We start from the raw sequence: 24,806 nt of genomic DNA, 5'->3' as shown, positions 1-24,806 counted from the left end.
CGCATGAGCCAAGCCACCCCCGACACCATCGAGCGCGACGTGATGGAGTACGACGTCGTCACCGTCGGTGCAGGCCCGGCAGGTCTTGCGCTGGCGATCCGGCTCAAGCAGCTCGACCCCGGTATTTCGGTGTGCGTGATCGAAAAAGCATCGACCATCGGCGCACAGATCCTGTCCGGCGCGGTCATCGAGACCGGCCCGCTGGACGCACTGCTGCCCGACTGGCGCAAGAACCCGCCGCCGATCTGCATCGATGCCGCCGACGATGAGTTCTGGCTGCTCGACAAGACCGGCGGGCGCAAGCTTCCGGTGCCCCCGGGGATGCACAACAAGGGCAACGTGATCGTCAGCCTCGGCGCGATGTGTGCGTGGATGGCGCCGCAGGCCGAGGCGCTGGGCGTCGAAATCTATCCCGGTTTCGCCGCCGCCGAAACCCTGCACGACGCCGCCGGCAAGGTCATCGGCGTGCGCATCGGCGACATGGGCGTGGCCAAGGACGGGTCGCACAAGCCGGGCTACACCGCCGGGATCGACATCCACGCCAAGGTCACCGTGCTCGCCGAGGGTGCGCGCGGGCATTTGACCAAGCGCCTGATCGAGCGCTTCAAGCTGGATGCCGACTGCGACCCGCAGGGTTATTCGATCGGCATCAAGGAACTGTGGCAGGTGCCGGAGGAGCGCGTCAGCCCCGGCAAGATCGTGCACAGCTTCGGCTGGCCGGCCGACACCCGCACCTATGGCGGCAGCTTCATGTACCACCTGGACAAGGGCCGCATCGCCATCGGCTACGTCAGCGGGCTGGATTACAGCGATCCCGGATACAAGCCGTGGGAAGCCTTCCAGCAGTGGAAGAACCACCCGATGGTCAAGCCGCTGCTGGAAGGCGGCAGCATCCTGTCGGCCGGCGCGCGGGCGATTGTCACCGGCGGCTATCAGTCGCTGCCGAAGTGCGAGATGCCCGGCGCGCTGTTGATCGGCGACACCGCCGGCCTGCTCAACGTGCCGAAGGTGAAGGGCACCCACCAGGCAATCCGCAGCGCCATGCTGGCCGCCGAACACCTGGCCGGTTCGCGGCTCGCGGCGGAAGGCTTCGATGCCAAGCTGCGCGCCTCCGACGCGATGGCCGAGCTGAAGAAAGTGCGCAACATCAAGCCCGCCTTCAAGAAGGGCCTGTGGTTCGGCATGCTCAACGCGGCCTGGGAAACGGTGACCGGCGGCCTGTCGCCGTGGACGCTGAAGAACAAGCCGGACTGGTCATCCCTGCACAAGCTTGGCGAGTACCAGGAACCGGCGCGCGATTACGTGGAACGCACGCTGGCACCGCGCGACCGCCTGGCCGCCGTGTACTACGCCGCCACCGAACACGACGAAGACCAGCCCGTGCACTTGCAAGTGGCCGACACCGACATCTGCGCCGGCCGCTGCGTGGTGGAATACGACAACCCCTGCACCCGCTTCTGCCCTGCCGGCGTGTACGAGATGGTGGCCGACGACAGCGCCCCGCACGGCAAGCGCCTGCAGATCAATTCCGCCAACTGCGTGCATTGCAAGACCTGCGACATCAAGGACCCGTACGAGATCATCACCTGGGTCACCCCGGAAGGCGGTTCCGGGCCGAACTACCAGAACTTGTAAGCGGCCGAATGGTGGCCGGCAGCAGGCTGGTCAACGCCTGGTAGCGCTGGAACAGGAAGGCCACGCGCTCGGCGTCGGTGTCCAGTCTGGGCGGTTTGCGGGCGGCGGCTTTTTCGGCGGCCAGGTAGGCGGCGTCCACGGCCTTGTCCAGCGCGGCGTGGGCCTTGACCAGCGCGGGCGGCATGGTCAGCGGGTCGTAGAGGTCGGCAAGCGTTGCGTCAGGGAACTGCGCGCGTGCGTCGAGGACGGTTTGGGCGGCGGCTTCGATGGCGGCGCGGGCCTTGTCATCGAGCGGCTCGGGCCAGGGGAAGTTGTTGTAGACAGATGGTGTGTAACGAATTCGACTCTCAAGCCGGCCAGCGACCACCCCGGTCCATGCGGAGTGCATGCGTGAGCTGATAATTCCGAAATGGAAAACGGTCGCGCCGACCACAATTTGCACTGTATTCGCCGGCACCACATCGCTTTTGAAAAACCCAACAGGCATGTAGCGCCTGCTCTCGGATGAGACCTCTGAAAGCGCCATAAACGTGCTTTCCGGCTGCCGATCCTGCGTAAACAACGTCGGCATCTCCGCATAGTCGCGAACTTGCTTCGTAGGGCTTTTCAGGCGCGCGTCGCGAACTTTGGCGACGCGCTCGCGCACCTTCGGCAATGCCGCAAGCTCGGATGGACTGGCGTGCTTCAGCCACAGACACCAACGCACGCCACCGTTGATCAACTCATCTCCGCCGATGTAACGTCGGATGAACTTCTCCGCTGCGGACTCTTCTGCCAGCAGCACGCGTTTTTCATCGTCGGTCAGGATCAGATGCCCGCCATCGGTCGGCTGGCTACCCTTGCACATCTCCGGCATGCCCGGCTGCGGCTTGGTTCGTGACGGCAAGAGCACGTTGGGCCCGCCGACCAGATACGGATTCACGTTGTCCACACGGATCGCCAACGCTTCCGATTTCGGCGTCTCGTACTCGAACACCCACTTTTCGGGAACGTCGTGCAGGCCGAAACCGACGATGACGCAGTGCACTGCCGCGTTCGCTCGCGCCTCATTCGTCCACTGGAACGTGCGATGACCGAAATGCAGATGCACACCACGCGCCAGCAGGTTGCCCCACAAGATTCCGACCTGCTCGCCCTGGCAGATGGAGTTGGTGGAGACGAAGGCAGCCTTGATGCCGTCATCCCCGCGAAGGCGGGGATCCAGCGTTTGATTCTGGCGTTTGTTTTCAAGAGCTGGATTCCCGCCTTCGCGGGAATGACGATCAAGAGCCGTCCTCATGTAGTCCGTCGCCAGCCGGTACCACGCTGTCACGTAGTCCAACCGTCCGAAGCGACCGTCGTTGCCCCAGATGCGCTCCATGTCGGCCATCTGTTCGGCATTGCGCCACTGATGCCCAATGAACGGCGGATTCCCCAGGATGTAGTGCAGCTTCTCCGCCGGCACCACCGCGTTCCAGTCGATCCGCAGCGCGTTGCCATGCACGATGGTGGCGGACTTCTTCAGCGGCAGGCGCACCACGTTCTCGCCGAACTGCTCGGACACGCGCAGGTTCATCTGGTGGTCCATCAGCCACATCGCCACCTGCGCGATCTGCGCCGGGAACTCCTCGATCTCGATGCCGTGGAACTGGTCCACGTCCACCAGCACATGGTCCTGCACGTGCGCCAGCACCGACTGCTGGGTGGCGAACTGGCGCGTCAGCACTTCCAGCTCCAGCGCGCGCAGCTCGCGGTAGGCGATCACCAAAAAGTTGCCGCAGCCGCAGGCCGGGTCGAGGAAGGTCAGCGTGGCCAGCTTGCTGTGCAGCTGCGCCAGCTTGCGTGTGTCGTTGCCGGCCTTGTCCAGTTCGGCCTTCAGGCCGTCCAGGAACAGCGGGCCGATGAGTTTCAGGATGTTCTTTTCGCTGGTGTAGTGCGCGCCCAGGTTGCGGCGGGCCTTGGCGTCCATCACCGACTGGAACATGGAGCCGAAGATGGCCGGGCTGATGCGGCTCCAGTCCAGCAGGCTTGCGTCCAGCAGCAGGCCGCGCATCTGCGCGTTGAAGTCCGCCAGCGGAAGCACCTCCTCGAACAGCCGGCCGTTGACGTAGGGCAGCTCCGCCAGCTGCTCGTCCAGCGTGGTTTGGCGCTTCTCCGGCGGCGTGTTGAGCACCTGGAAGATGCGCCCCACCCACAGCCCGAGGTCGGCGCCGTCCTCGCTGGTGCGCTGGGCAATGAGCTCGTGGAAGCTCTGCCGCGGGAAGATGCCGGTGTCGTCGGCGAACAGGCAGAACAGCAGCCGCACCAGCAGCAGTTCCAGCGCGTGGCCGTCGTAGCCCGCCGCCTTCAGCGCATCGTGCAGCCGGCCCATGCGCTCGGCGGCCTGCACGTTGACCGGGTCTTCTTCCTTGTAGCTGCGGGTCTGGTAGCCGCTGATGAAGCCGAAGCGCCCGATCTGCTTGTGCAGCTCGGCCAGCGCAAATGCCACCGGCATCGTGTCGCCTTCGAGGTCGTACAGGCGGAAGCTGCGGAAATCGGAAACGAGAATGTATTGGGGCCGTTCGTTTTCGGTCAGGCCGGCGAAATAGTCGGTCGCTTGTTCGTATGCGGCATCCAGATCGACGCCTGCACTCTTGTGCTCGGCCAGCATGACCCTGGGCCAGAACACGTCAATGCGGCCATGCTGGCTGCCGGAAAAACGCTTTGCCTTCTGCTCGTAGATCGCCACGCTGCGGCGTTTCACGCCAAACACGTTGAAAAAGTCGTTCCAGAAGCTCTGCGCCTCGGCGCGCTCGCTGGTTTCCCCGGCCCACTCCTTGGCAAACGCGCGCGCGCGCTCGCGGATTTCATTGAGACTCAGCGGCATGGGTTCCTCCTGCTTGCAGGATAAGCGAAGAACGCGAACCGCCACCCGCATCCGTTATTCTCGGCGCATCCACACATGGGGATGTGCATGTCCGGCCATAGCCAGTTCAACCTGCTCACGCAGCGCCGCTTCCTGCCTTACTTCACGGTGCAGGCGCTGGGCGCGTTCAATGACAACGTGTACCGGCAGGCGATCATCGGGCTGCTGGCATACATGGCGGTGAGCAGCAGCGACATGGGGCTGTATGCGAACCTGGCACCGGCGATTTTCATCCTGCCGTTCTTCCTGTTTTCGGCCAGCGCCGGACAGATCGCCGCGCGGATGGAGAAACAGAAACTCATCGTCATCACCACCTCGATGGAGATCGCCATCATGTCGCTGGCGGCGGTGGGCTTCCTGCTGCAGAACATGGTGGTGTTGCTGGTCGCGCTGTTCTGCACCGGCCTGCAGTCCACGCTGTTCGGGCCGGTGAAATATTCCATCCTGCCGTCGGTGCTGAAGCCGGAGGAATTGACCGGCGGCAACGGGCTGGTGGAGATGGGCACGTCGCTGGCGATCCTGCTGGGGATGGTGTGCGGCGGGCTGATTTTCCAGCTGGCCGGCAGCCACGGCCCGCAGGTGGCGGCGCTGGCGGTGATCGCGATGGCGGTGGCCGGCAACCTGGTGGCGCGGCGCATTCCCAAGGTGGATGCCGGCGACCCGGCCTTGAACGTGGACTGGAACATCGTGCGCGCGTCGCGGCGGATCTGGGCGCTGACCCGGCAGCGGCTGGCGGTGCGCAATGCGGTGCTGGGGGTCAGTTGGTTCTGGTTCGTGGGCACGGTGCTGACCGCGCAATTGCCGGTGTATGCGCAGGCCAACCTGGGCGGTACGCAGAACCTGTACATCTTCGCGCTGGCGCTGTTTTCGGTGGGTGCCGGGGTTGGCTCGATGTCGTGCGAAAAGCTGTCGGGGCGCACCGTGGAAATCGGGCTGGTGCCGCTGGGCGCGTTCGGCATCAGCGCGTTCCTGCTGGACCTGTATTTCGCCCGCCCCGGCCAGGCGCTGGCGGCGGGGCTGTCGGTGGCGCAGTTCTTCGCTGCGCCCGGCAGCTGGCGGATCATGCTGGATCTGGTGGGCGTGGGCCTGTTCACCGGCTTCTTCGTGGTGCCGCTGTTTGCACTGATCCAGAGCCGCACGCCGAAACACGAACTGGCGCAGGTGATTGCCGGGATGAACATCCAGAACGCGATGTTCATCGTGCTGGCGGCGCTGATCGGCATCGCGGTGCAACGCTATCTGGGCTGGAGCATCCCGCAATTGTTCCTCGCGCTGGCGATTGCCAACACGCTGGTGGCGCTGTGGATCTTCACCATCGTTCCCGAATTCCTGATGCGCTTCCTCAGCTGGGTGCTGGTGCGCACGCTGTATCGACTGAAGCTGCACGGCATCGAAAAAAACGTGCCGGACGAGGGCGCGGCGCTGCTGGTGTGCAATCACGTCAGCTTCATGGACGCGTTGATCTTGTCGGCGTGCATCCCGCGACCGGCGCGCTTCGTGATGTATTACAAGATCTTCAACATCCCGGTGATGCGCTGGATGTTCAAGACCGCCAAGGCCATTCCCATTGCCGGTGCGCGCGAGAACCCGGAGGTGATGCGGCACGCGTTCGACGCGGTGGATGCGGCGCTGGCCGAGGGCGAGCTGGTGTGCATCTTCCCCGAAGGCGCGTTGACCCAGGACGGCGAGATCGCGCCGTTCAAGTCCGGGGTGGAGAAAATCCTCGAACGCGCCACCGCGCGCGGGCAGGCAGTGCCGGTAGTGCCGCTGGCGCTGCGCAACATGTGGGGCAGCATGTGGAGCAAGCGCGACTCGCGCCTGCGCCGCATGCGCGTGCCGCGCCGGCTGCGCGCGCACGTCGAGGTGGCGGCGGATGTGCCGGTGCCCGGCCACGAGGCCAGTGCCGCGCTGCTGGAAGCCAAGGTGCGCGCGCTGCGCGGCGATGCGGCGTGAGCCGGCGTCAGCCCACCCAGCCTGCAATCACGAACAGCGCGATCAACGCCAGCCACAGAACCAGGATTCGCCACACCAGGCTGATGGCATCGCGCAGTTCCGGCAATTCGCCGAAGGCTTCCACCAGCGCGGTGGAAGCGGAAATGCCGGACTCGGTGTAATCGGCCACTTCCTCGGCGATCTCGCTGCGCACGCTCGCGCGCGCGGCGGTTTCCAGCAGGTCGTTGCAGAGCATCAAACTGGGTTTTCCCAGGTCGCGCCAGGCGCCGACCACCGCATCGAAGTTGCCGGCCAGCGCCAGCGACAGCGTCATCAGCTGGGTGACCGGCCATTCCAGCACCGCGAGCCAGATGCGCGCGCCACGGGCGGTCTCCGGTGCCAGCATGTCTTCATCACGCTCCGCGGCGAGCACGCTCAGCCGGTACAGCAGCGCACCGAACGGCCCCAGCACCCAGAACCAGAACAGCACGCCGAACCAGCGCCGCAAGGCGTTGCGGAACACGGCTTCGATCAGCGCGCCGCCATCCAGCTGCACGTTGCCGTTGGCCGGCCACAGGCGCGCGGCAGCGGCGCGCCGGCTGGCGGCATCGGGCGCATCCAGGATGGCCGCAACGTCCACGTCGAGATCGCGCGGGCCCCAGCAATAGAACAGCACCACGATGTCGAACAGCAGCCCCACCAAGCCCCATAGCGGCTGGTCCAGCGCCCATTGCAGCAGGCCGGTCACCAGCAGCGGCACCACCAGCGCCAGGGCGATGCCGAAGCGGCCGCGCCAGAGACTGTCTTCCGGGAATTGGGTGTTGAGCCAGCGCAGCCAGTTGTCATACCAGCCGTGCTGGCGGAGTCCGGCGGCCAGTTCCGGCAGCAGGTGCCCGATGGCGAGTGCGGTGACGACGGCGAGCAGGGTGGCGGCCATGGCCGGAGTTTACTTGCTGGCGTGGGCGGCGTCGTGCTCGTCCAGCCAGACGCCAATCACATGCCGCGCGATGGAGATCGGCGCGGACAGCACGATGCCGTCGCCGTCGCCGTCGGCCTGCCGCCAGTCGCGGGCCAGCCCGGCGCGCACATCGTCTGCGCTGAACCAGCGCGCGTCTTCCAGCTCTTCGCTGGCCGCCGGCTCGTCCGCCTCGGCGGTGGCGATGAACCCCAACATCAGCGAGCCGGGAAACGGCCACGGCTGCGAGGCGATGTAGCGCGCAGTGTGCGCATGCACGCGCACGCCGGTTTCTTCCATCACCTCGCGCGCCACGGTCTGCTCCAGGGTTTCGCCGGGCTCGACGAAACCGGCCACCACCGACCAGCGCCGCGCCGGCCAGCCCGCCTGCCGGCCCAGCAGCAGGCGCTGGCCGTCGGTGATCGCGACGATGATGGCCTGGTCGGTACGCGGGTAATGCTCGCTGTCGCAGGCATCGCAACGCCCCAGCCAACCCGCGCGCAGATACCGCAGCGCGCCGCCGCAGGCCGCACAGAATCGATGTTGGCAATGCCAGTGCTGCAAGGCGCGCGCCTGCGCGAACAACGTCGCTTGCCACGCCGGCCACTGCGCGGCGGCACGGCGCAGGTCGAGGCGCGCGGGGGCGTCAATGCCCGCGTTGCGTGCCTCGGCAAAGAACCAGGCGCAGCCCTCGCGCAGGCCAAGGAAGGTGTGGCCCTGCGGCCCGCCGGGCAACGCATCCCCACTCAAGACCCGCAAATTGAGCTGTTCATCGGCCAGCGCCTGGCCGTTTTCATCCAGGGCGATGACGCACGCAGCCGGCCACGCGGCGGCGAGCGCGGCTGGGTCGTCGCGCAGGTGGTCGGCGCGATCCAGCGCGCCATCGACAAAGGCAAACGGCGATGCGCCGGAACGCCCGGTCATTCGTCAGACCGTGAAGCTGCTGCCGCAGCCGCAGGTGGTTTTCGCGTTCGGATTGCGGATCACGAACTGCGCGCCGGACAGCGCCTCGACGTAATCCACTTCCGCGCCCATCAGGTATTGCAGGCTGAGCGGGTCCACCAGCAGGGTGGCGTCGTCGGTGACGATAGCGATGTCATCCTCGTCGCGGCCTTCGTCGAACTCGAAGCCGTACTGGAATCCGGAACAGCCGCCGCCCTGGATATAGGCGCGCAATTTGAGCGAGCTGTTGCCCTCTTCGGCCACCAACTCGCGCACCTTGGCGGCGGCTCTGGCAGTGAAGCGCAGCGGAACCGGCGGCGCAGCCGGGGCGTTCAGATCAAGCACTGGAAGGTCCATCCGCCAAGGATGGGGCGCAAACGCCGCCGATTCAACCTCCGGCGCCGGCAACCTCGGCCGCCGCGCTCCAGCTGAACGGAGTCTCCACTTCCGGCCCGGTGCCCGGCTGCAGGCGCACCAGCACGCGAACCGGCCGGGCGCCGCGCGGCAGCACGATATCGCCCTCGACCTGCTGGAAATACTTGAACGAATAGGCAACTCCGGGCGCACTGGCCTGCTGCCGCAGCACGTTCCAGTCCAGCCGGCGCATGCTGCCGCCATCGGTCACTTCCAGCGCCAATCGCAGCTGGCCGCTGCTGACCGCGCCGCGATTGAGGTTCTGGGTCAGGGTGGCGACGAAATGCCAGACCTGCGGGTCGCGCTGCGGCTGCAGGCGCAATTCGTGCACGGCCAGGCCATGGCGCTGCCCGGTGGCCCCGACGAACCGCTCATAGAACGCGATGTCGGCGCGCAGGCCGGCGACCTCTTCGTCGCGCTCGGCCAAGGTGGCCTGCAGGTCGGCATTGGCCTGCCGGCTGATCTGGTCGGAACGCGCCAACGTGGCCACCTGCTGCTCGAGCGCGTCGATCCGTCTCGCCTGCGCGCCCAGCTGTTCACGCGCATTGGCCGGCGCCGGCGCGAAGCTGCGCCAGGCGCCCCACAGCCCCAGCAGCAACGCCGCGGCCACCAGCAAACCTCGCGCCAGCTGCGGATGACCGGCATTGCGCGGGCGTGCGGACGGGGCGGCATTCGGCATGCCGTGGATATGGCATCCAGCGCAGGCCTGCGTCAAGCCGCAGTGCCGTATAGACTGGCCGCAGCCAGACGCATTCGCCCGCGGCCGTATGTTGCCGCGTTTTGCGTCAGAATCATCGTATGAACCTCCACCGCCCCCTCATGGAAACCCGCATCGCACCTGCCGCAACCTGCCACTGCATCCCGCCAGCCGCGCTCGTGACACCACCCGGTGCGTGGGCAGCGGACGCCCGCATGGAGCGATGCGCATGAGCACCACGCAGGACGCGGTCGCGACGGATACCCAGCCCTACCGGGTGCTGGTGGTCGAAGATGACCGCAGCCAGGCGATCTTCGCCGAGGCGATCCTGCGCGGCGCGGGGATGCAGGCCGAGGTGGTGGCGGTTCCCGAACGCATGATGGAAGCACTGGAGCGCTTCAACCCCGACCTGGTGCTGATGGACCTGCACATGCCCGGCGTCAGCGGCACCACCCTCACCTCGCAGATTCGCGAGCATCCGCGCTTCGTGCATACGCCGGTGGTGTTCCTGACCGGGGATCAGGACCCGGAAATGCAGCTTGAGGCGCTGGAACACGGCGGCGACGACTACATCCTCAAGCCGGTGCGGCCGCGCCACCTGATCGTGGCGGTGCAAAGCCGGGTTCGCCGCGCACGCGCGCTGGCCAGCAGCATGCACACCGCGCCGGACTTCGACCGCCATCCGGTGACCGGCCTGCATACCCGCCCGGTGTTGATGAAGGCGCTGGCCGGGCAAATTTCACGCGGCGCCCCGGGCGGCGCGCTGTTGCTCGAATTGGGCAACGCCCTCGCGCTGCGCAGTCACTATGGCTACGCCACGTTCGAAACCCTGATCAACGACGCGGGCCGTTTCCTCGGCAGCCTGACGCAAGAGCATGCGGCCGCGCGCCTGAGCGACAACGCCTTCCTGGTGCTGGTGAAAGATCGCGACCGTGCCTGGCTGGACACCTATGCCCGCAGCCTGCGCGATGGCATCGGGTATCACGACTTCACCGTGAACGGCGAGACCATGCGGCTGCGCTGCACGGTCGGCTACACCACCTTGGAGCACGGCTTCGCAGACGCCGGCGCCGCGCTGGCAGCCACCGAGGACGCCACTCGCGAAGCGCATGGGCTGCCGGCCGGCATCGCCGCATTCGTGCCGCCCACCGCCACCGTCACCGACAGCATGGTCAGCGAGCTGCGCGACGCGCTTTCGCCCGCCGGCAGCGGGCTGTATCTGGCATTCCAGCCGGTGGTGGCCGTGGCCGGCGGCGACGAAGCCCAGTTCCAGGTGCTGGTGCGGATGCTTGGCCCCGATGGCAACGTGCGCAAGGCCGGCGAATTCCTGCCCTCGGCACAGGCCAGCGGCCTGCTGCCGCAGCTGGATCGCTGGGTCATGGAACACGCGCTGGAATTGCTGCAGAAGCGCCGCGCCGCAAGCCAGCCGGTTCGCCTGTTCGTGTCGCAGTCACCGCGCACGCTGGGCCAGGACGGCTATGCCAGCTGGCTGCAACAGGCGCTGGAGCGCGCCGGCGTGGACGGCCCGTCGCTGGTAATCGACATGCGGCTGGAGGACGCCGTGGTACACACCGTGCTGCTGCAGCAGTTCTGCGAGCAGCTGGTGCCGGCGGGGGTGCAGTTCTGCCTCAGCCAGTTCCGCAGCAACGAAGACAGCAACCAGCTGCTGCAGATGCTGCCGCTGGGCTATCTGCGCCTGTCGGCCGACTTCGCCCAGCAACCGCTGCCGCCCGCATTGCACGACGAGATGCGCACGGTGATCGAACGCGCGCACCGGCTGGGCCTGCAGGTGATTGGGCAAGCGGTGGAAGACCCGCAAGCCGCCGCCGCGCTGTGGGTGGGCGGGATCGATTTCATCCAGGGCAACCTGGTGCAGCGCCCCGAGCAGGCGCTCGACTTCGACTTCCAGAGCGCCGCACTGTGAACAGCAATGCCGCCGGACTGACCCTGGCCACCGCGCGCTGGCTGACTCTGGGCGGCGCCGCCGGGGCGGCGCTGGCGCTGGCGGTGGACCAGCTGGGCGTGCAGGGGCCGTGGCAGATGATCGCGCTGGTGCTGGCGCTGCTGGCGCTGTTCGCGTCCATCACCTTCGCGGTCACGGTGCGCGCCAAGGAAGCGCAGCTGTTGCAGCAGTCGGAGCAATCCCGCCGCGACGAGGAAGAAATCAGCGCGCTGCAGAAAGAAATCAATCGTCATACCCAGCTGGAAACGGAGCTGACCCAGGCCAAGCAGGCGGCGGAATCGGCGGTGATGGCGAAGGGCGAGTTCCTGGCCACCATGAGCCACGAAATCCGCACGCCACTGAACGGCATCATCCCGATGCTGGACCTGCTGGCCAGCTCGAAGCTGGCGCTGGACCAGCATGAAATCCTCAAGACCGCCACCGCGTCGGCACAGCAGTTGCTGCGGATCGTGGACGACATCCTCGACTACTCGAAGCTGGAAGCCGACCGCCTGGAGCTGGAAACCACCGGCTTCAACCTGCGCGACCTGCTGCACAGCGTGATCACGCTGATGGATCGCCCAGCCGAGGCCAAGGGCCTGCACCTGACCCTGTACATCGACCCGTCGGTGCGGTTGCCGGTGCGTGGCGATCCGGTGCGGCTGCGACAGGTGCTCAGCAACCTCGTCAGCAATGCGATCAAGTTCACCGAACGCGGCAGCGTGACCGTCAGCGTCAAGCGCATCGGCGAGACCGCGGCCCAGCACCAGCTCCGCTTCGAGATACAGGACACCGGCATCGGCGTCCCGCCGGCGGTGCGCGAGAAATTATTCCAGCCGTTCAGCCAGGCCGACGCCTCCACCACCCGCCTGTATGGCGGCACCGGGTTGGGGCTGGTGATTTCCCAGCGCATCGTCGCCCTGATGGGGGGCCGCATCGGCGTGGAATCGCAGCCCGGGATGGGGTCGACGTTCTGGTTCGAAGCGCCGTTGCTGAAGGTCGCCGGCGACATGCCCTCGCAACAGGAAGACCTGCACGGCGGGCGCGTGCTGCTGATCACCACCGATGCGCGGCTGCGCATGCGGCTGACCATGCTGCTGCCCAACTGGGGTCTGCGGGTCACCGCCGTCGAGAACACCCACGATGCGCTGGAGCGCCTGCGCCTGGCGCATGCGCAAGGCGAGCCATGGACGTTCTCGGTGGTGCTGGCCGACCTGTCCAGCATCCGCAGCACGGCGCTGTCGCTGGCGCGCAACATGGAACGCCGCCAGCAGTTCGGCGAGGTGCGCCTGGTGTACCTGCGCGGCGACGAAATCACTTCGCTGGATCTGCCTGGATCGGCCAGCATCATCCCGCGCAACGCCGAGGATGCCGACCTGCGCGCGGCGTTGTCCGCTTCCGGGGTGTCATGGGCGCATCATGACCAGCATCCGGCACCCGCCTCGCGCGCCAGCAGCACCGACCCCTCGCAAAAACCGAGGATCCTGCTGGTCGAGGACAATCCGGTCAACCTGATGGTGGCGCAGCGGTTGCTGCAGGTGCTGGGCGCGGAATGCGACGCCGCCGGCAATGGCCAGGCGGCGCTGGAAAAGATGGATGCCGGCAGCTACGACATGGTGCTGATGGATTGCCAGATGCCCGTGCTGGACGGCTATGCCGCCACCCGGCGCTGGCGCGAGCTGGAACAGGAGCGCAAGGCGACGCGCCGCCTGCCGATCGTGGCGATGACCGCCAATGCGATGGCCGGCGACCGCCAGAAATGCCTGGATGCGGGCATGGATGACTACCTCGCCAAGCCGGTCACGCGCGCCGAGCTGGAGCAGTGCATCAACCGCTGGAAAGGCACCGACATGGCCGTGCCCGACGTGCTGCCCCCGGCAGCCCAGCTGGCGACGCGCACGCCCTCGGTGCTGGACAACTCCGTGCTGGGTGAACTGCGCGACGTGCTGGGCAGCGAAGTGGACCGGATCGTCGCGGTGTACCTGGAAGACGCGCCGCGACTGGTTGCGCAACTGGAGCGGGCGGTGGTTTCCAACGACCCGATCGCCCTGCGCGTGGCCGCGCACACGCTGAAGTCTTCCAGCGCGAATGTCGGCGCCACCACGCTGGCCGATGCCGCGCGCGACCTGGAACATGGCGCGCGCGACGGCACCCTCGCCCAGCCCGGCCAGGCGGTGGCACGCATCGTCAGCGAATTCGCGCAGGTTCGCGCCGCCCTGCAGGCCACGCTGCCGCCGGGCACCCTCGGCTAAGCCGGCGCCTCAGCCGCGATAGCGGCAGCCGGACGTGCAGGTTTCGTGCACCGCCACTTCCGACAACAACGGCACGCACGGCTTGAGTCGCTCCCAGATCCACATTGCCAGCCGCTCGCTGGTGGGATTTTCCAGGCCCTCGATGTCGTTGAGGTAGTGGTGGTCGAGCTGCTCGTACAGCGGCTTGAATGCCGCCTTCAGCTCGGCGAAATCCATCACCCAGCCCGTTTGCGGGCCCACCTCGCCGGACACGTGCAGTTCGATCCGGAAGGAATGGCCGTGCAGGCGGGCGCATTTGTGCCCCACCGGGACATTCGGCAACCGATGCGCTGCTTCGAGGGTGAAGCTCTTGAAAATATCCATCCGGCTCGTCCGCCTGCAAACAAAAAACCCCGCAAATCCGCGGGGTTAGTTCGTTCTGCGCGATGGTGGCTATGGGTGGACTCGAACCACCGACCCCAGCATTATGAGTGCTGTGCTCTAACCGGCTGAGCTACATAGCCAACGCAGAGCCGATCATTATCCGCAGTGCGCCCATCGCCGTCAAATCATTCGTGGACGGCTTGCCGACCGCCCGCGTCACTGGCACAGTCGTGACAGGCAAAGACTTGCGGGGTCCGCATCGTGATCGATCCGGACGGTTTCAGACCCAACGTGGGCATCGTGCTGATGCACGAGGATGGACGAGTGTTCTGGGCGCGGCGCGTGCGCCGGGATGGCTGGCAGTTCCCGCAGGGCGGGATCAATACCGACGAAACACCGCTGGAAGCGATGTATCGCGAGCTGCACGAGGAAACCGGGCTGCGTCCGGAGCACGTGGACGTGCTGGGAACCACCCCCGGCTGGCTGCGCTATCGCTTGCCGGTCCACGCGATCCGCCATCGCGAGCGGCTGGTCTGCATCGGCCAGAAGCAGGTCTGGTTCCTGTTGCGGTTTCGCGGCGCCGACACCGACCTGCGCCTGGACGTGACCGACACCCCGGAGTTCGACAACTGGCGCTGGGTGGATTTCTGGTATCCACAGCACCATGTGGTGACCTTCAAGCGCAGTGTGTATGCGCGCGCACTGGGGCACCTGGCCCCGCTGGCGCGGGCGGTTGCCGGCGCGCAGGCCGTGCCGGCGCCTGCTGCGCCCCTGGCCCCGCCTGTTGCGGGCCGCGCGCGCCACCGCTGAGCGCCCGCCCCCCCCCAGCCTGCGGGCCTGTCACGGCTGAATGGACTGCAACTGCAGCCCAGGAAATGTTGCATTGCAACAAATGCCCGGATATGCTGCACCGCACAACTCCGGCACACCTGCCGGTACAACAAAGCAGGAGATCGCCATGTACCAGTTCAATGATCAGTTCAGCACCGCGACCAGCCAGTTCGCCAACGTCGCTGCCAGCTTCAACCGCCTGGCCCTCGAGAATGCCGAGAAGGCCTTTGGCCTGCACCTGGCTGCGATCGAGGAAAACGTCAATGCCGCTTTCGCCTTTGCCGGCGAGCTGGTTGAAGTGCGCGATGCGGACGGCCTGAAAGCCGTGTGGCCGAAGGGCCTGCAGGTTGCCCGTGCCAGCGCCGAGCGCAGCCTGGGTGCCGCCCAGGAATCCTTCGCCGGCACCGTGAAGACCAACGAAGCCATCGGTGCGCTGGCCAAGACCCAGTTCGAGCAAGCCAGCTCGCAGGTCAAGGCCGAAGTCGAGAAGGCCACCAAGGCTGCCTCCAAGGCCGCCAAGTAAGTTCCCCCCTCCCCCTGGGGACGGCGCGCCGGTTGACCCCCTGGTTCCGGCGCCCAAAGCCCGGCAGCGCAAGCTGCCGGGCTTTTTCTTTGTGGCTCGCGTGATCGTGCACCCATGTCCAACGGCACGGGCGAACGTGGCGGACCGCGGCAACAATGCTGCACCGCCAAGTTCAGTATCCTGCTAAGCTTGCGAATCCGTCTCTGTCGCATTCCCGGATCTCCGCCCATGCCCCCCATCCCCTCCGGTCGCAAACCCAACCCCACCCTGCGCTGGGCGCTGATGTTGATCGGCGTCATCGTCATTTTCGGTGGCGTGTTTGCGTTCAAGGCCATGTTCGCCGCCAAGACCAATGCCTTCTTCGACAACATGCCGCAGCCACCGGCAACGGTGTCATCGGCGACGGCGCAAGCGCAGCGCTGGAGCGATGCCGGTGAATCGGTGGGCACGCTGGTGGCCATCAATGGCACCGATGTCACCACGGAAGCGGGGGGCGTGGTCAGCCGCATCGAATTTGAAGCCGGCCAGCCGGTGCGCGCCGGCACGGTGCTGGTACGCCTGAACACCGCCAACGAGGACGCCACGCTGAAGGCACTGGAAACCTCGGCCAGGCTGGCCGAAGTGCAGGCGCAGCGCTGGCAGCAACTGGGCAAGGACAAGCTGGTCTCGCTGGACGACGTGCAGCAGCGCACCGCCGCTGCCGCCAGCGCCCGCGCGCAGGTGGAGGCACAGCGCGCGCTGATCGCGCAGAAGACCATCCGCGCGCCATTCTCGGGCGTGCTGGGCATCCGCAAGATCAACCTCGGCCAGTACCTCGCACCGGGCGCGCCGATCGTCAGCCTGCAGCAACTGGACCCGATCTACCTCGACTTCAGCATGCCCGAGCAGCTGATCGGCACGCTGGTGGAAGGCAATATGGTGCAGGCGTCGGTGGACGCGGTGCCGGGCAAGGTCTTCGAAGGCAAAGTCACGGCGGTGGAGCCGCTGGTCGATGCCAGCACCCGCAACTTCAAGTCGCAGGCGACCCTGCGCAACCCCGACGGCGCGTTGCGCCCCGGCAGTTTCGCCAAGGTCAAGTTCGACCTGGGCAGCGAACGCGACGTGGTGGTGATCCCGCAGACCGCAGTCAGCTTCAACCCCTATGGCAATGCGGTGTTCGTGATCGGCAAGCAGGCCCGCACGCCGGGCGAGGCCGACATGCAAGGCAAGCCGCTGACCGGCGACAAGCTGGTCGTGACCCAGCGCTTCATCAAGACCGGCGCCACGCGCGGCGACCTGATCGCAGTCACCGACGGACTCAAGCCCGGCGAACAGGTGGTCACCTCCGGCCTGCTGAAGCTGCGCAACGGCGCCGAAGTCACCATCAACAACCAGGTCCAGCCCAGCGCCGACGCCAAACCCAGCATCGAAAACCGCTGATCGCCGCGCGCGGCCCGGCCGCGCCGCCATAACCCCGACCTCCCCCGTGCGCGGCGGAGAGGAAACGAGGACACGATGAAATTTACCGATCTCTTCATCAGGAAACCGGTGCTGGCGATGGTCGTCAGCCTGTTCATCCTGCTGTTCGGCCTGCGCGCCTTCAGCGAATTGAACGTGCGCAAGTACCCGGAAATGCGCAACGCGGTGGTCAGCGTCAGCACCACGTATTTCGGCGCCGATGCCGACCTGATCCAGGGCTTCATCACCACGCCGCTGGAGCGCGAGATCGCCAGCGCCGAGGGCATCGACTACATGTCGTCGACCAGTTCGGCCGGGGTGAGCAACATCCAGGCCTACATCCGCCTGGACAAGGATCCCAGCGAAGCGCTCACCCAGATCTCGGCCAAGGTCAACAAGATGCGCGGCCAGTTGCCGCCGCAGTCGGAAGACCCGGTGATCGACCTGCAGCAGGGCGAAAGCATCGCCGCGATGTACGTGTCGTTTTCCAGCGACACCCTGACCGCCAACCAGATCAGCGACTACCTGACCCGGGTCATCCAGCCCAAGCTGGTCACCATCGACGGCGTGCAGCGCGCGGATATCCTCGGTGCCGGCACCTTTGCCATGCGCATCTGGCTGAAGCCGGAGAAAATGGCGGCGCTGAAGGTGACCGCCAGCGATGTCAGCACTGCACTGCAGTCCAACAACGTGCTGGCGGCGGTGGGTTCCACCAAGGGCCAGATGGTCGCCATCGACATGACCGCGCGCACCGACCTGCGCAACGTGGACGAATTCCGCAACATGGTCGTGCGCGAACAGGATGGCGCGATCGTGCGGCTGGGCGACATCGCCGACGTGGCGCTGGGTTCGGAAAGCTATGGCACGTCGGTGCGCATCAACGGCAGCAATGCCGCGACGTTCATGGGCATCTACGTTGCGCCGGACGCCAACTCGCTGGACGTGATCCGCGCAGTGCGCAAGACGTGGGACAACGAGATCGTGCCGCAGCTGCCGCAGGGCCTGCAGGCCACCATTCCATACGACAGCACGCAGGCGATCCAGGACGCGATCAATGAGGTGATCCGCACGATCATCGAGGCATTGGTGATCGTGATCGTGGTGATCTACCTGTTCCTGGGCTCGATGCGCAGCGTGCTGATCCCGGCACTGACCATCCCGTTGTCGCTGATCGGCGGCCTGTTCCTGATGCTGCTGATGGGCTTCACCATCAACCTGCTGACTTTGCTGGCGATGGTGCTGGCGATCGGGATCGTCGTAGACGACGCGATCATCGTGCTGGAGAACATCCACCGCCACATCGAGGAAGGCATGAGCCCGTTCGATGCGGCGATCCGCGGCGCGCGCGAGCTGGCGTGGCCGGTGGTGGCGATGACCACCACCCTGATCGCGGTGTACCTGCCGATCGGCTTCCAGGGCGGCCTGACCGGCGTGCTGTTCACCGAGTTCGCCTTCACCCTGGCCGGCGCGGTGCTGCTGTCGGGCGTGATCGCGCTGACGCTGACGCCGATGATGAGCTCGAAGATCCTGCGGCCGCACGATCCCGACCATCCCAAGAGCAGGTTCGAGAACTGGCTGGACAGCAAGTTCGACACGCTGCACAACAGCTACCAGCGGCGCCTGCACGGCGCGCTGGAAACCAGGTCGGTGATCGCCGCGTTCGGCCTGATCGTGCTGGTCAGCTGCGCCTTCCTGTACATGACCGCACCCAAGGAGCCGGCGCCGCTGGAGGATGAAGGTTTCATCTTCGGCATCGCCAGCGCCGACCCCATCGCCACCCTGGACTACGTGGAGCGCTTCACCGGCGAGATTTCCAAAATCACCCAGGGCGTCCCCGAGATCCAGAACGCCTTCCTGTTCAACGGCGGCTTTGGCGGCGGTGGCGGCGGCGCCAGCCCCAGCGCCATGGCCGGCTTCGTGCTCAAACCGTGGAGCCAGCGCACGCGCTCCACCAACCAGGTCCTGCAACAGGAACTGCAGCCGAAATTCGACCAGATCAGCGGCTTGAAGATGTTCGCACTGGTTCCGCCTTCGCTGCCCAGCGCCGGCGGCGCGGGCGGCGGCGAGTTCGTGGTCGGCGGCGTCGGCAGCCTTGACCAACTGGCCGACCTGGCCGACCGCATCGTGCAGAAAGCCATGGCGAGCAAGCGCTTCATCTTCCTCGACAAGGACCTGAAGATCGACAAGCCGCGGATCGAGGTGAACATCGACCGCGACAAGGCGGCCACGCTCGGCATCGACATGCGCACGCTGGCGGCCGACATGTCGGCGATGCTGGCCGGCGGCTACTCCAACCTGTTTTCCATGCAGAACCGCGCGTATCGGGTGATCGCGCAGGTGCAGCGCAGCGACCGCCTCAACGCCTCCCAGCTTTCCAACTACTACACGCGTACCCGCGACGGCACGCTGATCCCGCTGTCCACCATCGTGACGCTGAAGGAAACCGCGCAGCCGCAGTCGCTCAAGCGCTTCCAGCAGCTCAATGCGGTGTCGATCACCTTTGCCCCGCGCCCCGGCGTGAGCAAGGGCGAAGCGCTGGCGATCCTGGACCAGGCGGCCAAGGACGTGCTGCCGCAGGGCTACAGCGTGGACTATGCCGGCGAGTCGCGGCAGTTCAAGCAGGAAGGCTCGGCCATGCTGATGACCTTGGCGCTGGCCTTGATCGTGATCTTCCTGGTGCTGTCGGCGCAGTTCGAGAGCTTCCGCGATGCGCTGATCATGCTGCTCACCGTGCCGATGGCGATCTGCGGCGCACTGCTGGCATTGAACGTGCTGGCACTGCTGGCGCAGATCCTGCAATTCGCCGGGATCGAAGCCTTCCCCGGCATGAGCATCAACATCTACACCCAGGTGGGTTTGGTGACGCTGGTCGGCGTGATCTCCAAGCACGGCATCCTGATCGTGGAGTTCGCCAACAAGCTGCAGATCGAGCAGGGCCTGTCCAAGCGCCAAGCGATCGAGGAAGCCACCGGCATCCGCCTGCGCCCGGTGCTGATGACCACGGCGGCGCTGGTGTTCGCGATGATCCCGCTGCTGCTGGCGAAGGGGCCGGGAGCGGCCTCGCGCTTCTCGATGGGCGTGGTGATCGTGTCCGGCATGACCATCGGCACGCTGTTCACCCTGTTCGTGCTGCCGGCGTTCTATCTGTACCTGGCGCGCGACCACGCGCAAGCCCCGGCGCACGATGGCGCAGGCACGCAGCCAGCGGAACCGCAGCAGCACGGCTGATTGCGGCGCGAATGCGGCGAATTGGAAACGCCCGGGGCAACCCGGGCGTTTCATTGTCCGCTACGGCTGCTTGCTGCCTTCCAGTTGGGCAGCCACGAACGCCTCCAGCGCGGCATTCACCTCGTCGCTGTGCACGCCCTCGCCCAACACGAAATCCGGCTGGTCGGCATCCAGCGTGCCGTGCTTGATCGCGGCGATCCGCACGCCGGCATCGCGCGGCGAATCAAAGCCGGCGCTCTGCAGCAACACGCGCTCGCCCTGCACCAGCTTGAAATAGAACTTGCCGTCGGCATCGCGATACTGCTTGAACATCGGCAGGGCGGCATCGCTGCCTTTCTTCGCCTTGCCCGCATCACCTGCCACCGCGACCTGCGACAGGTCCCGCAGGCCCACCGCTTCGCGCAGGCGCAGCAGCGCCGGCGCGGCGCAGGCCGCACGCAGGCGCGCCGCGCCATCGCGCAGGATCGCCTCAATCTCGCCAGGCCTGGCCATCAGCGCCTCGTACTTCTCGCGCAACGGCGAGACTTCGGCATCGATGCACTCGAACAGCCGCTGCTTGGCATCACCCCACGCGATGCCCTCGGAAAATGCCAGCGCGAACGCGGCGGTCTGCTCGTGCGTGGCAAACGCCTGATACAGCTGGAACAGCGCCGAACCTTCGGTGTCCTTGGGTTCGCCGGGCGCGCGCGAATCGGTGAGGATGCCGGCGATCAGCTTCTTCAGCTCGGCACGCGGGGCGAACAGGGGAATGGTGTTGTCGTAGCTCTTGCTCATCTTGCGGCCGTCCAGGCCCGGCAAGGTCGCCACGTTGTCGTCCACGACCGCTTCAGGCAGCACGAAGTGCTCGTGCCCGTAAATGTGGTTGAAGCGCTGCCCGAAATTGCGCGCCATCTCGATGTGCTGCACCTGGTCGCGCCCCACCGGCACCCTGTGCGCGTTGAACAGCAGGATGTCGGCGGCCATCAGCACCGGGTACATGAACAATCCGGCGCTGATGCCCGCATCGTCGTCCTCGCCCTCGGCGCGATTCTTGTCCACCGCCGCCTTGTAGGCATGGGCGCGATTGAGGATGCCCTTGCCCGCCACGCAGGTCAGCAGCCAGGTCAGCTCCGGGATTTCCGGAATATCGGACTGGCGGTAGAACCACACCTTGTCCGGCTCAAGCCCGCAGGCCAGCCATGCCGCGGCGATTTCCAGCGTCGAGCGCTGGGTGCGCGCCGGATCCTGCGCCTTGATCAGGCTGTGATAGTCGGCCAGAAAATAGAAGCTCTCCGTCTGCGCCACGCGCGAAGCAGCGATGGCCGGGCGGATGGCACCGACATAGTTGCCGAGGTGCGGGGTGCCGGAGGTGGTGATGCCGGTCAGGACGCGGGTTTTGCTCATGCGGATGGGCGTGCAGTACGTGGCTTGTGCGAATTGCATTCTAACCGGCAGGGGCGTCAACCCCGCCGCCGCTGGCCGCGCGTTGACAGTCTTGCAGCGCAACGCCTGCGCTTCCCGGAGACCGCCATGTTCCGCCGATTCCTGCCCGCACTCTTGCTCACCCCCGCTGTTGCCTGTGCAACCCCGATGCGCTCGCACGATCTGGTTCAACTGGGCATCATCGACCGCGACGCCGCCCAGGTACTTACCGAATACGATTGCCGCGGCACCCGCTGGGTGGCGGGCATCCCCGGCCACCGCTATGCGGTACGGCTGACCAACAGCAGCGGCCAGCGCGTGCTGGTGGTGCTGTCGGTGGATGGCGTGAACGCCGTCAGCGGCCAGACCGCCGCACCGTCGCAGGCCGGCTATGTGCTGGGCCCATGGGAAACCGCCGACATCGCCGGCTGGCGCAAGTCGCTGGACGACATCGCCCAATTCGTGTTCACCGACCTGCCCGACAGTTACGCCGCCCGCACCGGCCGCGCGGACAACGTCGGGGTAGTGGGGATTGCCGTGTTCCGCGAAAAACAGGTTGCGCCAGTGCATGCCCCGCCGCCGGTGGCGCCTGGCGCGCCCCGTGGCCAATGGATGGGCAAGGCGGCCGCGCCCGCCAGCGCCGACCGTGCGATGGCGGCCGAGGCCATGCCGCAGCGCATCGGCACCGGTCACGGCCAACGCGAATGGGCGCCCGTGGGCCAGACCGGCTTTGATCGCGCCTCCTCCCGCCCGGACCAGATCCGCCAGCTGCGCTATGACGATGTCGCTGCGCTGGCACAGCTTGGCGTGCTGCCGCAGCCGCCTCGGCCACTGGCCGGCAGTTCCCCCCACCCGCAGGCGTTCCCGGGTGGTTTTGTGCCGGATCCGCCGCGCTGGTGACGGCAGCGCGCCTCCGGCGCGGATTACTTCGCCGCGCCCTCGATCTTCTCGCCCGCCTTCTTGAGGTCCTTGCCGGCACCTTCGATGGTGTTGCACCCCGCCAGCAGTGCGCTCGAAAGGAACGCCAGCACCGCCAGGATCATCGCCGTACGCTTCATTGCCGTCTCCATGTCGCCGCAACCGACCACCGGTCCAGCATTCGCCAAGCGTAGCCAGTACCGGGATGCCGTTGCAATCATCGGGGCAGGTTCCTGCATCGCCCCGGCAAGATCGCCGGGGCCGGATGCAAAAAGACGGACCGCGTTGCCGTGGCCCGTCCTGCTTCCCTGCGTTGCTGCTTCCCGTGAATCGACGAAAGGCGCTAACCCATCGCGCGCCGGATCAGCACTTGGCGTCCTTGCAGTCCTCGGCCTTCTGCTCGACCTTCTCGCCGACTTTCTGTACGTCCTTGCCTGCACCGGCAACCGTATTGCAGGCGGTGAGTGTCAATGAGGAAAACGACACCAGCATCAGTAATGCAATCAAACGCTTCATGGGAGCTCCTGCTGATCAGGATGATCGGGCTGTTGGAAGCGCCACCGACTGGTCGGCGCTGCGGCCATGAATGCACCTGCATGCGTGAAGCTGCCGTGCAGATTCGTCTTCTTGCCAAACCCCGGATGAACGGGAGATGCCGATGCGACCTCAATCGCGCATCAGCGTGGACTTCCCGAACAGGCTTTCCACCAGATCCACTGCCAGCCTGGCGGTCATGTTGCGGCGATCCAGCGCCGGGTTCACTTCCACCAGATCCAGCGAGCCAAGGCAACCGGAATCCGCCACCATCTCCATGATCAACTGCGCTTCGCGATAGTTCACCCCGCCCGGCACGCGGGTGCCGGTGCCGGGGGCAATGGGCGGGTCCAGCATGTCCACGTCGAAGCTGACGTGCAGATGCGTATCGGCGTCCACGCCTTCCAGCGCTTCTTCCATCGCGCGACGCATCCCGACCTCGTCGATGTAGCGCATGTCGTAGATATCCAGACCATGCTCTTTCACCAGCCGCTTTTCACCTGGATCGACCGACCGGATGCCGATTTGGCGCACTTGATCGGGCTTGATCGCCGGGGTTTTGCCGCCGAAGCCGGTCAATGCCGCCGGCCCCATCCCGCACAGGCAGGCCACCGGCATGCCGTGGATGTTGCCGCTGGGCGTCAGTTCACGGGTATTGAAATCCGCATGTGCGTCCAGCCACAGCACGCGCAGATACTTGCCGGTCGTCCGGCAATGCGCCGCCACGGCGGCAATCGAACCAATGGCGAGGCAATGGTCGCCACCGAGCAGGATCGGCATGCGACCGGCCTGCAGCTCGCGCGTACTGGTGTCGAATACGCCGCGATTCCACGCCACCACTTCGTCCAGATGCCGATAACCGTCCACCGGGGCGCTGACCGGATTGCGCGGGCCAACCACATCGCCGACATCGCGCACCTCCACGCCGCGGGCCGCGATGGCCTCTACCAGGCCCGCCACGCGCAGGGCTTCGGGCCCCATCGATGCGCCGCGCCGGGAGGCGCCGATATCGGTGGGAACGCCGAACACGGAAACGGGAGGATAGCGACGGCTCATGGCGGCTCCAGCGAATGCGCCGCGCACGCGCGCGGTCACGCGGCGCGAAATCAGGAATGGTGCCGCTTGTCCGAATCGAACGGACGACCTACTGATTACAAATCAGTTGCTCTACCGACTGAGCTAAAGCGGCAAGGGGTGCAATTCTAGCCTGTCATGCCAACCATTGCCGGCGCTCAGCGCGGCCGCGCGCATTGCAACGGTTGCGATGGCGCGATGGCCGCCAGCGCGGCGGGCTCCATCCCGGCGGGCAGGCGCGCCTGCAGCCATTGCTGCGCGGAAGGCTCGCCCAGCGGTTCCAGTTGCGCGGCAACGCCCTTGCCGCGCAGTTCTGCCAGCCGCCGCTGCGCCGCATCCTCGCTGCTGAACCGGCCCAGCGCAATGCTGTTGGCCTCGTCGCCCTTGCTCATCACGTACAGATCGCTGACGCCCGCGGCCTTGAGTTTCGCGGCCTGCGCCTGCGCTTCTTCATGCGATGCCAGCGCCGGCAGGTACACCTTCCACCCGCGCGCCGATTTCGATGCGGCCGCATAGGGCGATGCCGAAACGCCGGCCGCCGCCAGCGCCGCACGCGCCACCTCGCGCGCCGCGGCGTCAACGAAGGGGCCAAAGCGCAGGCACACCGGCAGGCCAGCCGTCGCGACCGTTGGCGCGGCCACCACGGCAACCGGCAACGATGCTTGTTCCGCAACCGGTGGGTGGATGGGCGCGGCCTCGGTCAACAACTGAAGACCTGGCACTGCGTTTTCCCCCGCGTCGGGGGCAGGCACGGGCAGCGACTGCGGATGGAAGGCCCACCATCCGGCAGCCCCCAGGTTGAGCATGACCAACATCACGATGGCAGGGCGCAGCAGCATCGGCG

The 24,806-nt window shown here is 66.5% G+C and carries 20 protein-coding genes and 2 tRNA genes; 9 read left to right on the top strand and 13 right to left on the bottom strand.

The features are described 5' to 3' along the window. The first annotated feature begins 3 nt into the window (after nt 1-3). Nucleotides 4-1,635, top strand: a complete 1,632-nt coding sequence (locus LIW09_RS01295; RefSeq protein WP_256646191.1) for an electron transfer flavoprotein-ubiquinone oxidoreductase — start codon at nt 4-6, stop codon at nt 1,633-1,635. Here LIW09_RS01295 and LIW09_RS01290 read toward each other — a convergent pair. Then, the gene (locus LIW09_RS01290) at nt 1,592-4,480 is read right to left on the bottom strand and encodes a DNA methyltransferase (RefSeq protein ID WP_256646190.1); all 2,889 of its coding nucleotides are present in this window, start codon (nt 4,478-4,480) and stop codon (nt 1,592-1,594) included. The two genes, LIW09_RS01295 and LIW09_RS01290, sit on opposite strands and share 44 nt — an antisense overlap. An 87-nt stretch (nt 4,481-4,567) precedes the next feature. Here LIW09_RS01290 and LIW09_RS01285 point away from each other — a divergent pair, with 87 nt between their 5' ends. Beyond that, the gene (locus tag LIW09_RS01285; protein ID WP_256646189.1) at nt 4,568-6,472 is read left to right on the top strand and encodes an MFS transporter; all 1,905 of its coding nucleotides are present in this window, start codon (nt 4,568-4,570) and stop codon (nt 6,470-6,472) included. Between the two features lie 7 nt (nt 6,473-6,479). Here the strand turns inward: LIW09_RS01285 and LIW09_RS01280 are convergent, their stop codons facing one another. The 4 genes from LIW09_RS01280 to LIW09_RS01265 are packed head-to-tail and all read right to left on the bottom strand — an operon-like array spanning nt 6,480 to nt 9,441. After that, on the bottom strand, nt 6,480-7,388 hold the full coding sequence (locus LIW09_RS01280) for a cobalamin biosynthesis protein (protein ID WP_256646188.1): 909 nt from the start codon (nt 7,386-7,388) through the stop codon (nt 6,480-6,482). 9 nt (nt 7,389-7,397) lie between these two features. Continuing rightward, nucleotides 7,398-8,330, bottom strand: a complete 933-nt coding sequence (nudC, locus tag LIW09_RS01275) for an NAD(+) diphosphatase (protein ID WP_256646187.1) — start codon at nt 8,328-8,330, stop codon at nt 7,398-7,400. A 3-nt stretch (nt 8,331-8,333) separates the two neighbouring features. After that, nucleotides 8,334-8,693: an iron-sulfur cluster insertion protein ErpA gene (gene erpA / locus LIW09_RS01270; protein WP_256646186.1), complete on the bottom strand. Its 360-nt coding sequence runs from the start codon at nt 8,691-8,693 to the stop codon at nt 8,334-8,336. A gap of 43 nt (nt 8,694-8,736) precedes the next feature. Further along, nucleotides 8,737-9,441, bottom strand: coding sequence for a DUF6776 family protein (locus LIW09_RS01265; RefSeq protein ID WP_256646185.1), 705 nt, complete (start codon nt 9,439-9,441; stop codon nt 8,737-8,739). A gap of 247 nt (nt 9,442-9,688) precedes the next feature. On the opposite strand from LIW09_RS01265, the gene LIW09_RS01260 reads away from it, so the two are divergent. Both LIW09_RS01260 and LIW09_RS01255 read left to right on the top strand, forming a co-directional pair. Further along, nucleotides 9,689-11,383, top strand: a complete 1,695-nt coding sequence (locus LIW09_RS01260) for an EAL domain-containing protein (protein ID WP_256646184.1) — start codon at nt 9,689-9,691, stop codon at nt 11,381-11,383. 41 nt (nt 11,384-11,424) lie between these two features. Next, nucleotides 11,425-13,653: an ATP-binding protein gene (locus LIW09_RS01255; protein WP_425507921.1), complete on the top strand. Its 2,229-nt coding sequence runs from the start codon at nt 11,425-11,427 to the stop codon at nt 13,651-13,653. Nucleotides 13,654-13,662: 9 nt separating this feature from the next. On the opposite strand, the gene queD is transcribed toward LIW09_RS01255, so the two are convergent. Both queD and LIW09_RS01245 read right to left on the bottom strand, forming a co-directional pair. Further along, complete coding sequence (gene queD / locus LIW09_RS01250; protein ID WP_256646183.1) at nt 13,663-14,016, bottom strand: 6-carboxytetrahydropterin synthase QueD; 354 nt, start codon at nt 14,014-14,016, stop codon at nt 13,663-13,665. Nucleotides 14,017-14,079: 63 nt separating this feature from the next. Beyond that, nucleotides 14,080-14,156, bottom strand: a tRNA-Met gene (locus tag LIW09_RS01245). 121 nt (nt 14,157-14,277) lie between these two features. Between LIW09_RS01245 and LIW09_RS01240 the strand changes: the two genes are divergently transcribed. From LIW09_RS01240 to LIW09_RS01225, 4 genes are all read left to right on the top strand, one after another. Next, complete coding sequence (locus LIW09_RS01240) at nt 14,278-14,826, top strand: RNA pyrophosphohydrolase (RefSeq protein WP_425507899.1); 549 nt, start codon at nt 14,278-14,280, stop codon at nt 14,824-14,826. A gap of 148 nt (nt 14,827-14,974) precedes the next feature. Then, a complete protein-coding gene (locus LIW09_RS01235) occupies nt 14,975-15,370 on the top strand; it encodes a phasin family protein (RefSeq protein ID WP_256646182.1) in 396 nt (131 codons plus the stop codon). 228 nt (nt 15,371-15,598) lie between these two features. After that, nucleotides 15,599-16,789, top strand: coding sequence for an efflux RND transporter periplasmic adaptor subunit (locus LIW09_RS01230; RefSeq protein ID WP_256646181.1), 1,191 nt, complete (start codon nt 15,599-15,601; stop codon nt 16,787-16,789). 75 nt (nt 16,790-16,864) lie between these two features. After that, on the top strand, nt 16,865-20,035 hold the full coding sequence (locus tag LIW09_RS01225) for an efflux RND transporter permease subunit (protein ID WP_256646180.1): 3,171 nt from the start codon (nt 16,865-16,867) through the stop codon (nt 20,033-20,035). Nucleotides 20,036-20,095: 60 nt separating this feature from the next. On the opposite strand, the gene LIW09_RS01220 is transcribed toward LIW09_RS01225, so the two are convergent. Then, a complete protein-coding gene (locus LIW09_RS01220; protein ID WP_256646179.1) occupies nt 20,096-21,418 on the bottom strand; it encodes a tryptophan--tRNA ligase in 1,323 nt (440 codons plus the stop codon). A gap of 126 nt (nt 21,419-21,544) precedes the next feature. Here LIW09_RS01220 and LIW09_RS01215 point away from each other — a divergent pair, with 126 nt between their 5' ends. After that, entirely contained in the window at nt 21,545-22,336 is a 792-nt protein-coding gene (locus LIW09_RS01215) for a hypothetical protein (protein ID WP_256646178.1), read from the top strand. A gap of 23 nt (nt 22,337-22,359) precedes the next feature. On the opposite strand, the gene LIW09_RS01210 is transcribed toward LIW09_RS01215, so the two are convergent. The 5 genes from LIW09_RS01210 to LIW09_RS01190 form a co-directional block, all read right to left on the bottom strand. Continuing rightward, nucleotides 22,360-22,494 carry an entericidin A/B family lipoprotein gene (locus tag LIW09_RS01210; protein ID WP_256646177.1) on the bottom strand — a complete coding sequence of 45 codons (135 nt, stop codon included), beginning with the start codon at nt 22,492-22,494 and terminating at the stop codon, nt 22,360-22,362. 223 nt (nt 22,495-22,717) lie between these two features. After that, entirely contained in the window at nt 22,718-22,870 is a 153-nt protein-coding gene (locus LIW09_RS01205; RefSeq protein WP_256646176.1) for an entericidin A/B family lipoprotein, read from the bottom strand. Between the two features lie 150 nt (nt 22,871-23,020). Next, complete coding sequence (gene rocF, locus LIW09_RS01200; RefSeq protein ID WP_256646175.1) at nt 23,021-23,944, bottom strand: arginase; 924 nt, start codon at nt 23,942-23,944, stop codon at nt 23,021-23,023. A gap of 57 nt (nt 23,945-24,001) precedes the next feature. Beyond that, nucleotides 24,002-24,077, bottom strand: a tRNA-Thr gene (locus LIW09_RS01195). A gap of 43 nt (nt 24,078-24,120) precedes the next feature. Then, nucleotides 24,121-24,801, bottom strand: coding sequence for an SPOR domain-containing protein (locus tag LIW09_RS01190; RefSeq protein WP_256646174.1), 681 nt, complete (start codon nt 24,799-24,801; stop codon nt 24,121-24,123). Nucleotides 24,802-24,806: the final 5 nt, after the last annotated feature.

The organism is Thermomonas paludicola, from assembly GCF_024498955.1.
Classification (GTDB): domain Bacteria; phylum Pseudomonadota; class Gammaproteobacteria; order Xanthomonadales; family Xanthomonadaceae; genus Thermomonas; species Thermomonas paludicola.
Note: the sequence above shows the minus strand (reverse complement) of the source record. Positions and strands in the feature narration are given on the sequence as shown.

Bases quoted from the DNA above. Each gene is read 5' to 3' on its own strand.
- rocF (WP_256646175.1), bottom strand. From the start codon at position 23,944: ATGAGCCGTCGCTATCCTCCCGTTTCCGTGTTCGGCGTTCCCACCGAT.
- nudC (WP_256646187.1), bottom strand. From the start codon at position 8,330: ATGACCGGGCGTTCCGGCGCATCGCCGTTTGCCTTTGTCGATGGCGCG.
- LIW09_RS01220 (WP_256646179.1), bottom strand. From the start codon at position 21,418: ATGAGCAAAACCCGCGTCCTGACCGGCATCACCACCTCCGGCACCCCG.
- LIW09_RS01210 (WP_256646177.1), bottom strand. From the start codon at position 22,494: ATGAAGCGTACGGCGATGATCCTGGCGGTGCTGGCGTTCCTTTCGAGC.
- LIW09_RS01235 (WP_256646182.1), top strand. From the start codon at position 14,975: ATGTACCAGTTCAATGATCAGTTCAGCACCGCGACCAGCCAGTTCGCC.
- LIW09_RS01215 (WP_256646178.1), top strand. From the start codon at position 21,545: ATGTTCCGCCGATTCCTGCCCGCACTCTTGCTCACCCCCGCTGTTGCC.
- LIW09_RS01285 (WP_256646189.1), top strand. From the start codon at position 4,568: ATGTCCGGCCATAGCCAGTTCAACCTGCTCACGCAGCGCCGCTTCCTG.
- LIW09_RS01290 (WP_256646190.1), bottom strand. From the start codon at position 4,480: ATGCCGCTGAGTCTCAATGAAATCCGCGAGCGCGCGCGCGCGTTTGCC.
- LIW09_RS01265 (WP_256646185.1), bottom strand. From the start codon at position 9,441: ATGCCGAATGCCGCCCCGTCCGCACGCCCGCGCAATGCCGGTCATCCG.
- queD (WP_256646183.1), bottom strand. From the start codon at position 14,016: ATGGATATTTTCAAGAGCTTCACCCTCGAAGCAGCGCATCGGTTGCCG.
- LIW09_RS01295 (WP_256646191.1), top strand. From the start codon at position 4: ATGAGCCAAGCCACCCCCGACACCATCGAGCGCGACGTGATGGAGTAC.
- LIW09_RS01280 (WP_256646188.1), bottom strand. From the start codon at position 7,388: ATGGCCGCCACCCTGCTCGCCGTCGTCACCGCACTCGCCATCGGGCAC.
- LIW09_RS01205 (WP_256646176.1), bottom strand. From the start codon at position 22,870: ATGAAGCGTTTGATTGCATTACTGATGCTGGTGTCGTTTTCCTCATTG.
- LIW09_RS01260 (WP_256646184.1), top strand. From the start codon at position 9,689: ATGAGCACCACGCAGGACGCGGTCGCGACGGATACCCAGCCCTACCGG.
- LIW09_RS01225 (WP_256646180.1), top strand. From the start codon at position 16,865: ATGAAATTTACCGATCTCTTCATCAGGAAACCGGTGCTGGCGATGGTC.
- LIW09_RS01230 (WP_256646181.1), top strand. From the start codon at position 15,599: ATGCCCCCCATCCCCTCCGGTCGCAAACCCAACCCCACCCTGCGCTGG.
- LIW09_RS01190 (WP_256646174.1), bottom strand. From the start codon at position 24,801: ATGCTGCTGCGCCCTGCCATCGTGATGTTGGTCATGCTCAACCTGGGG.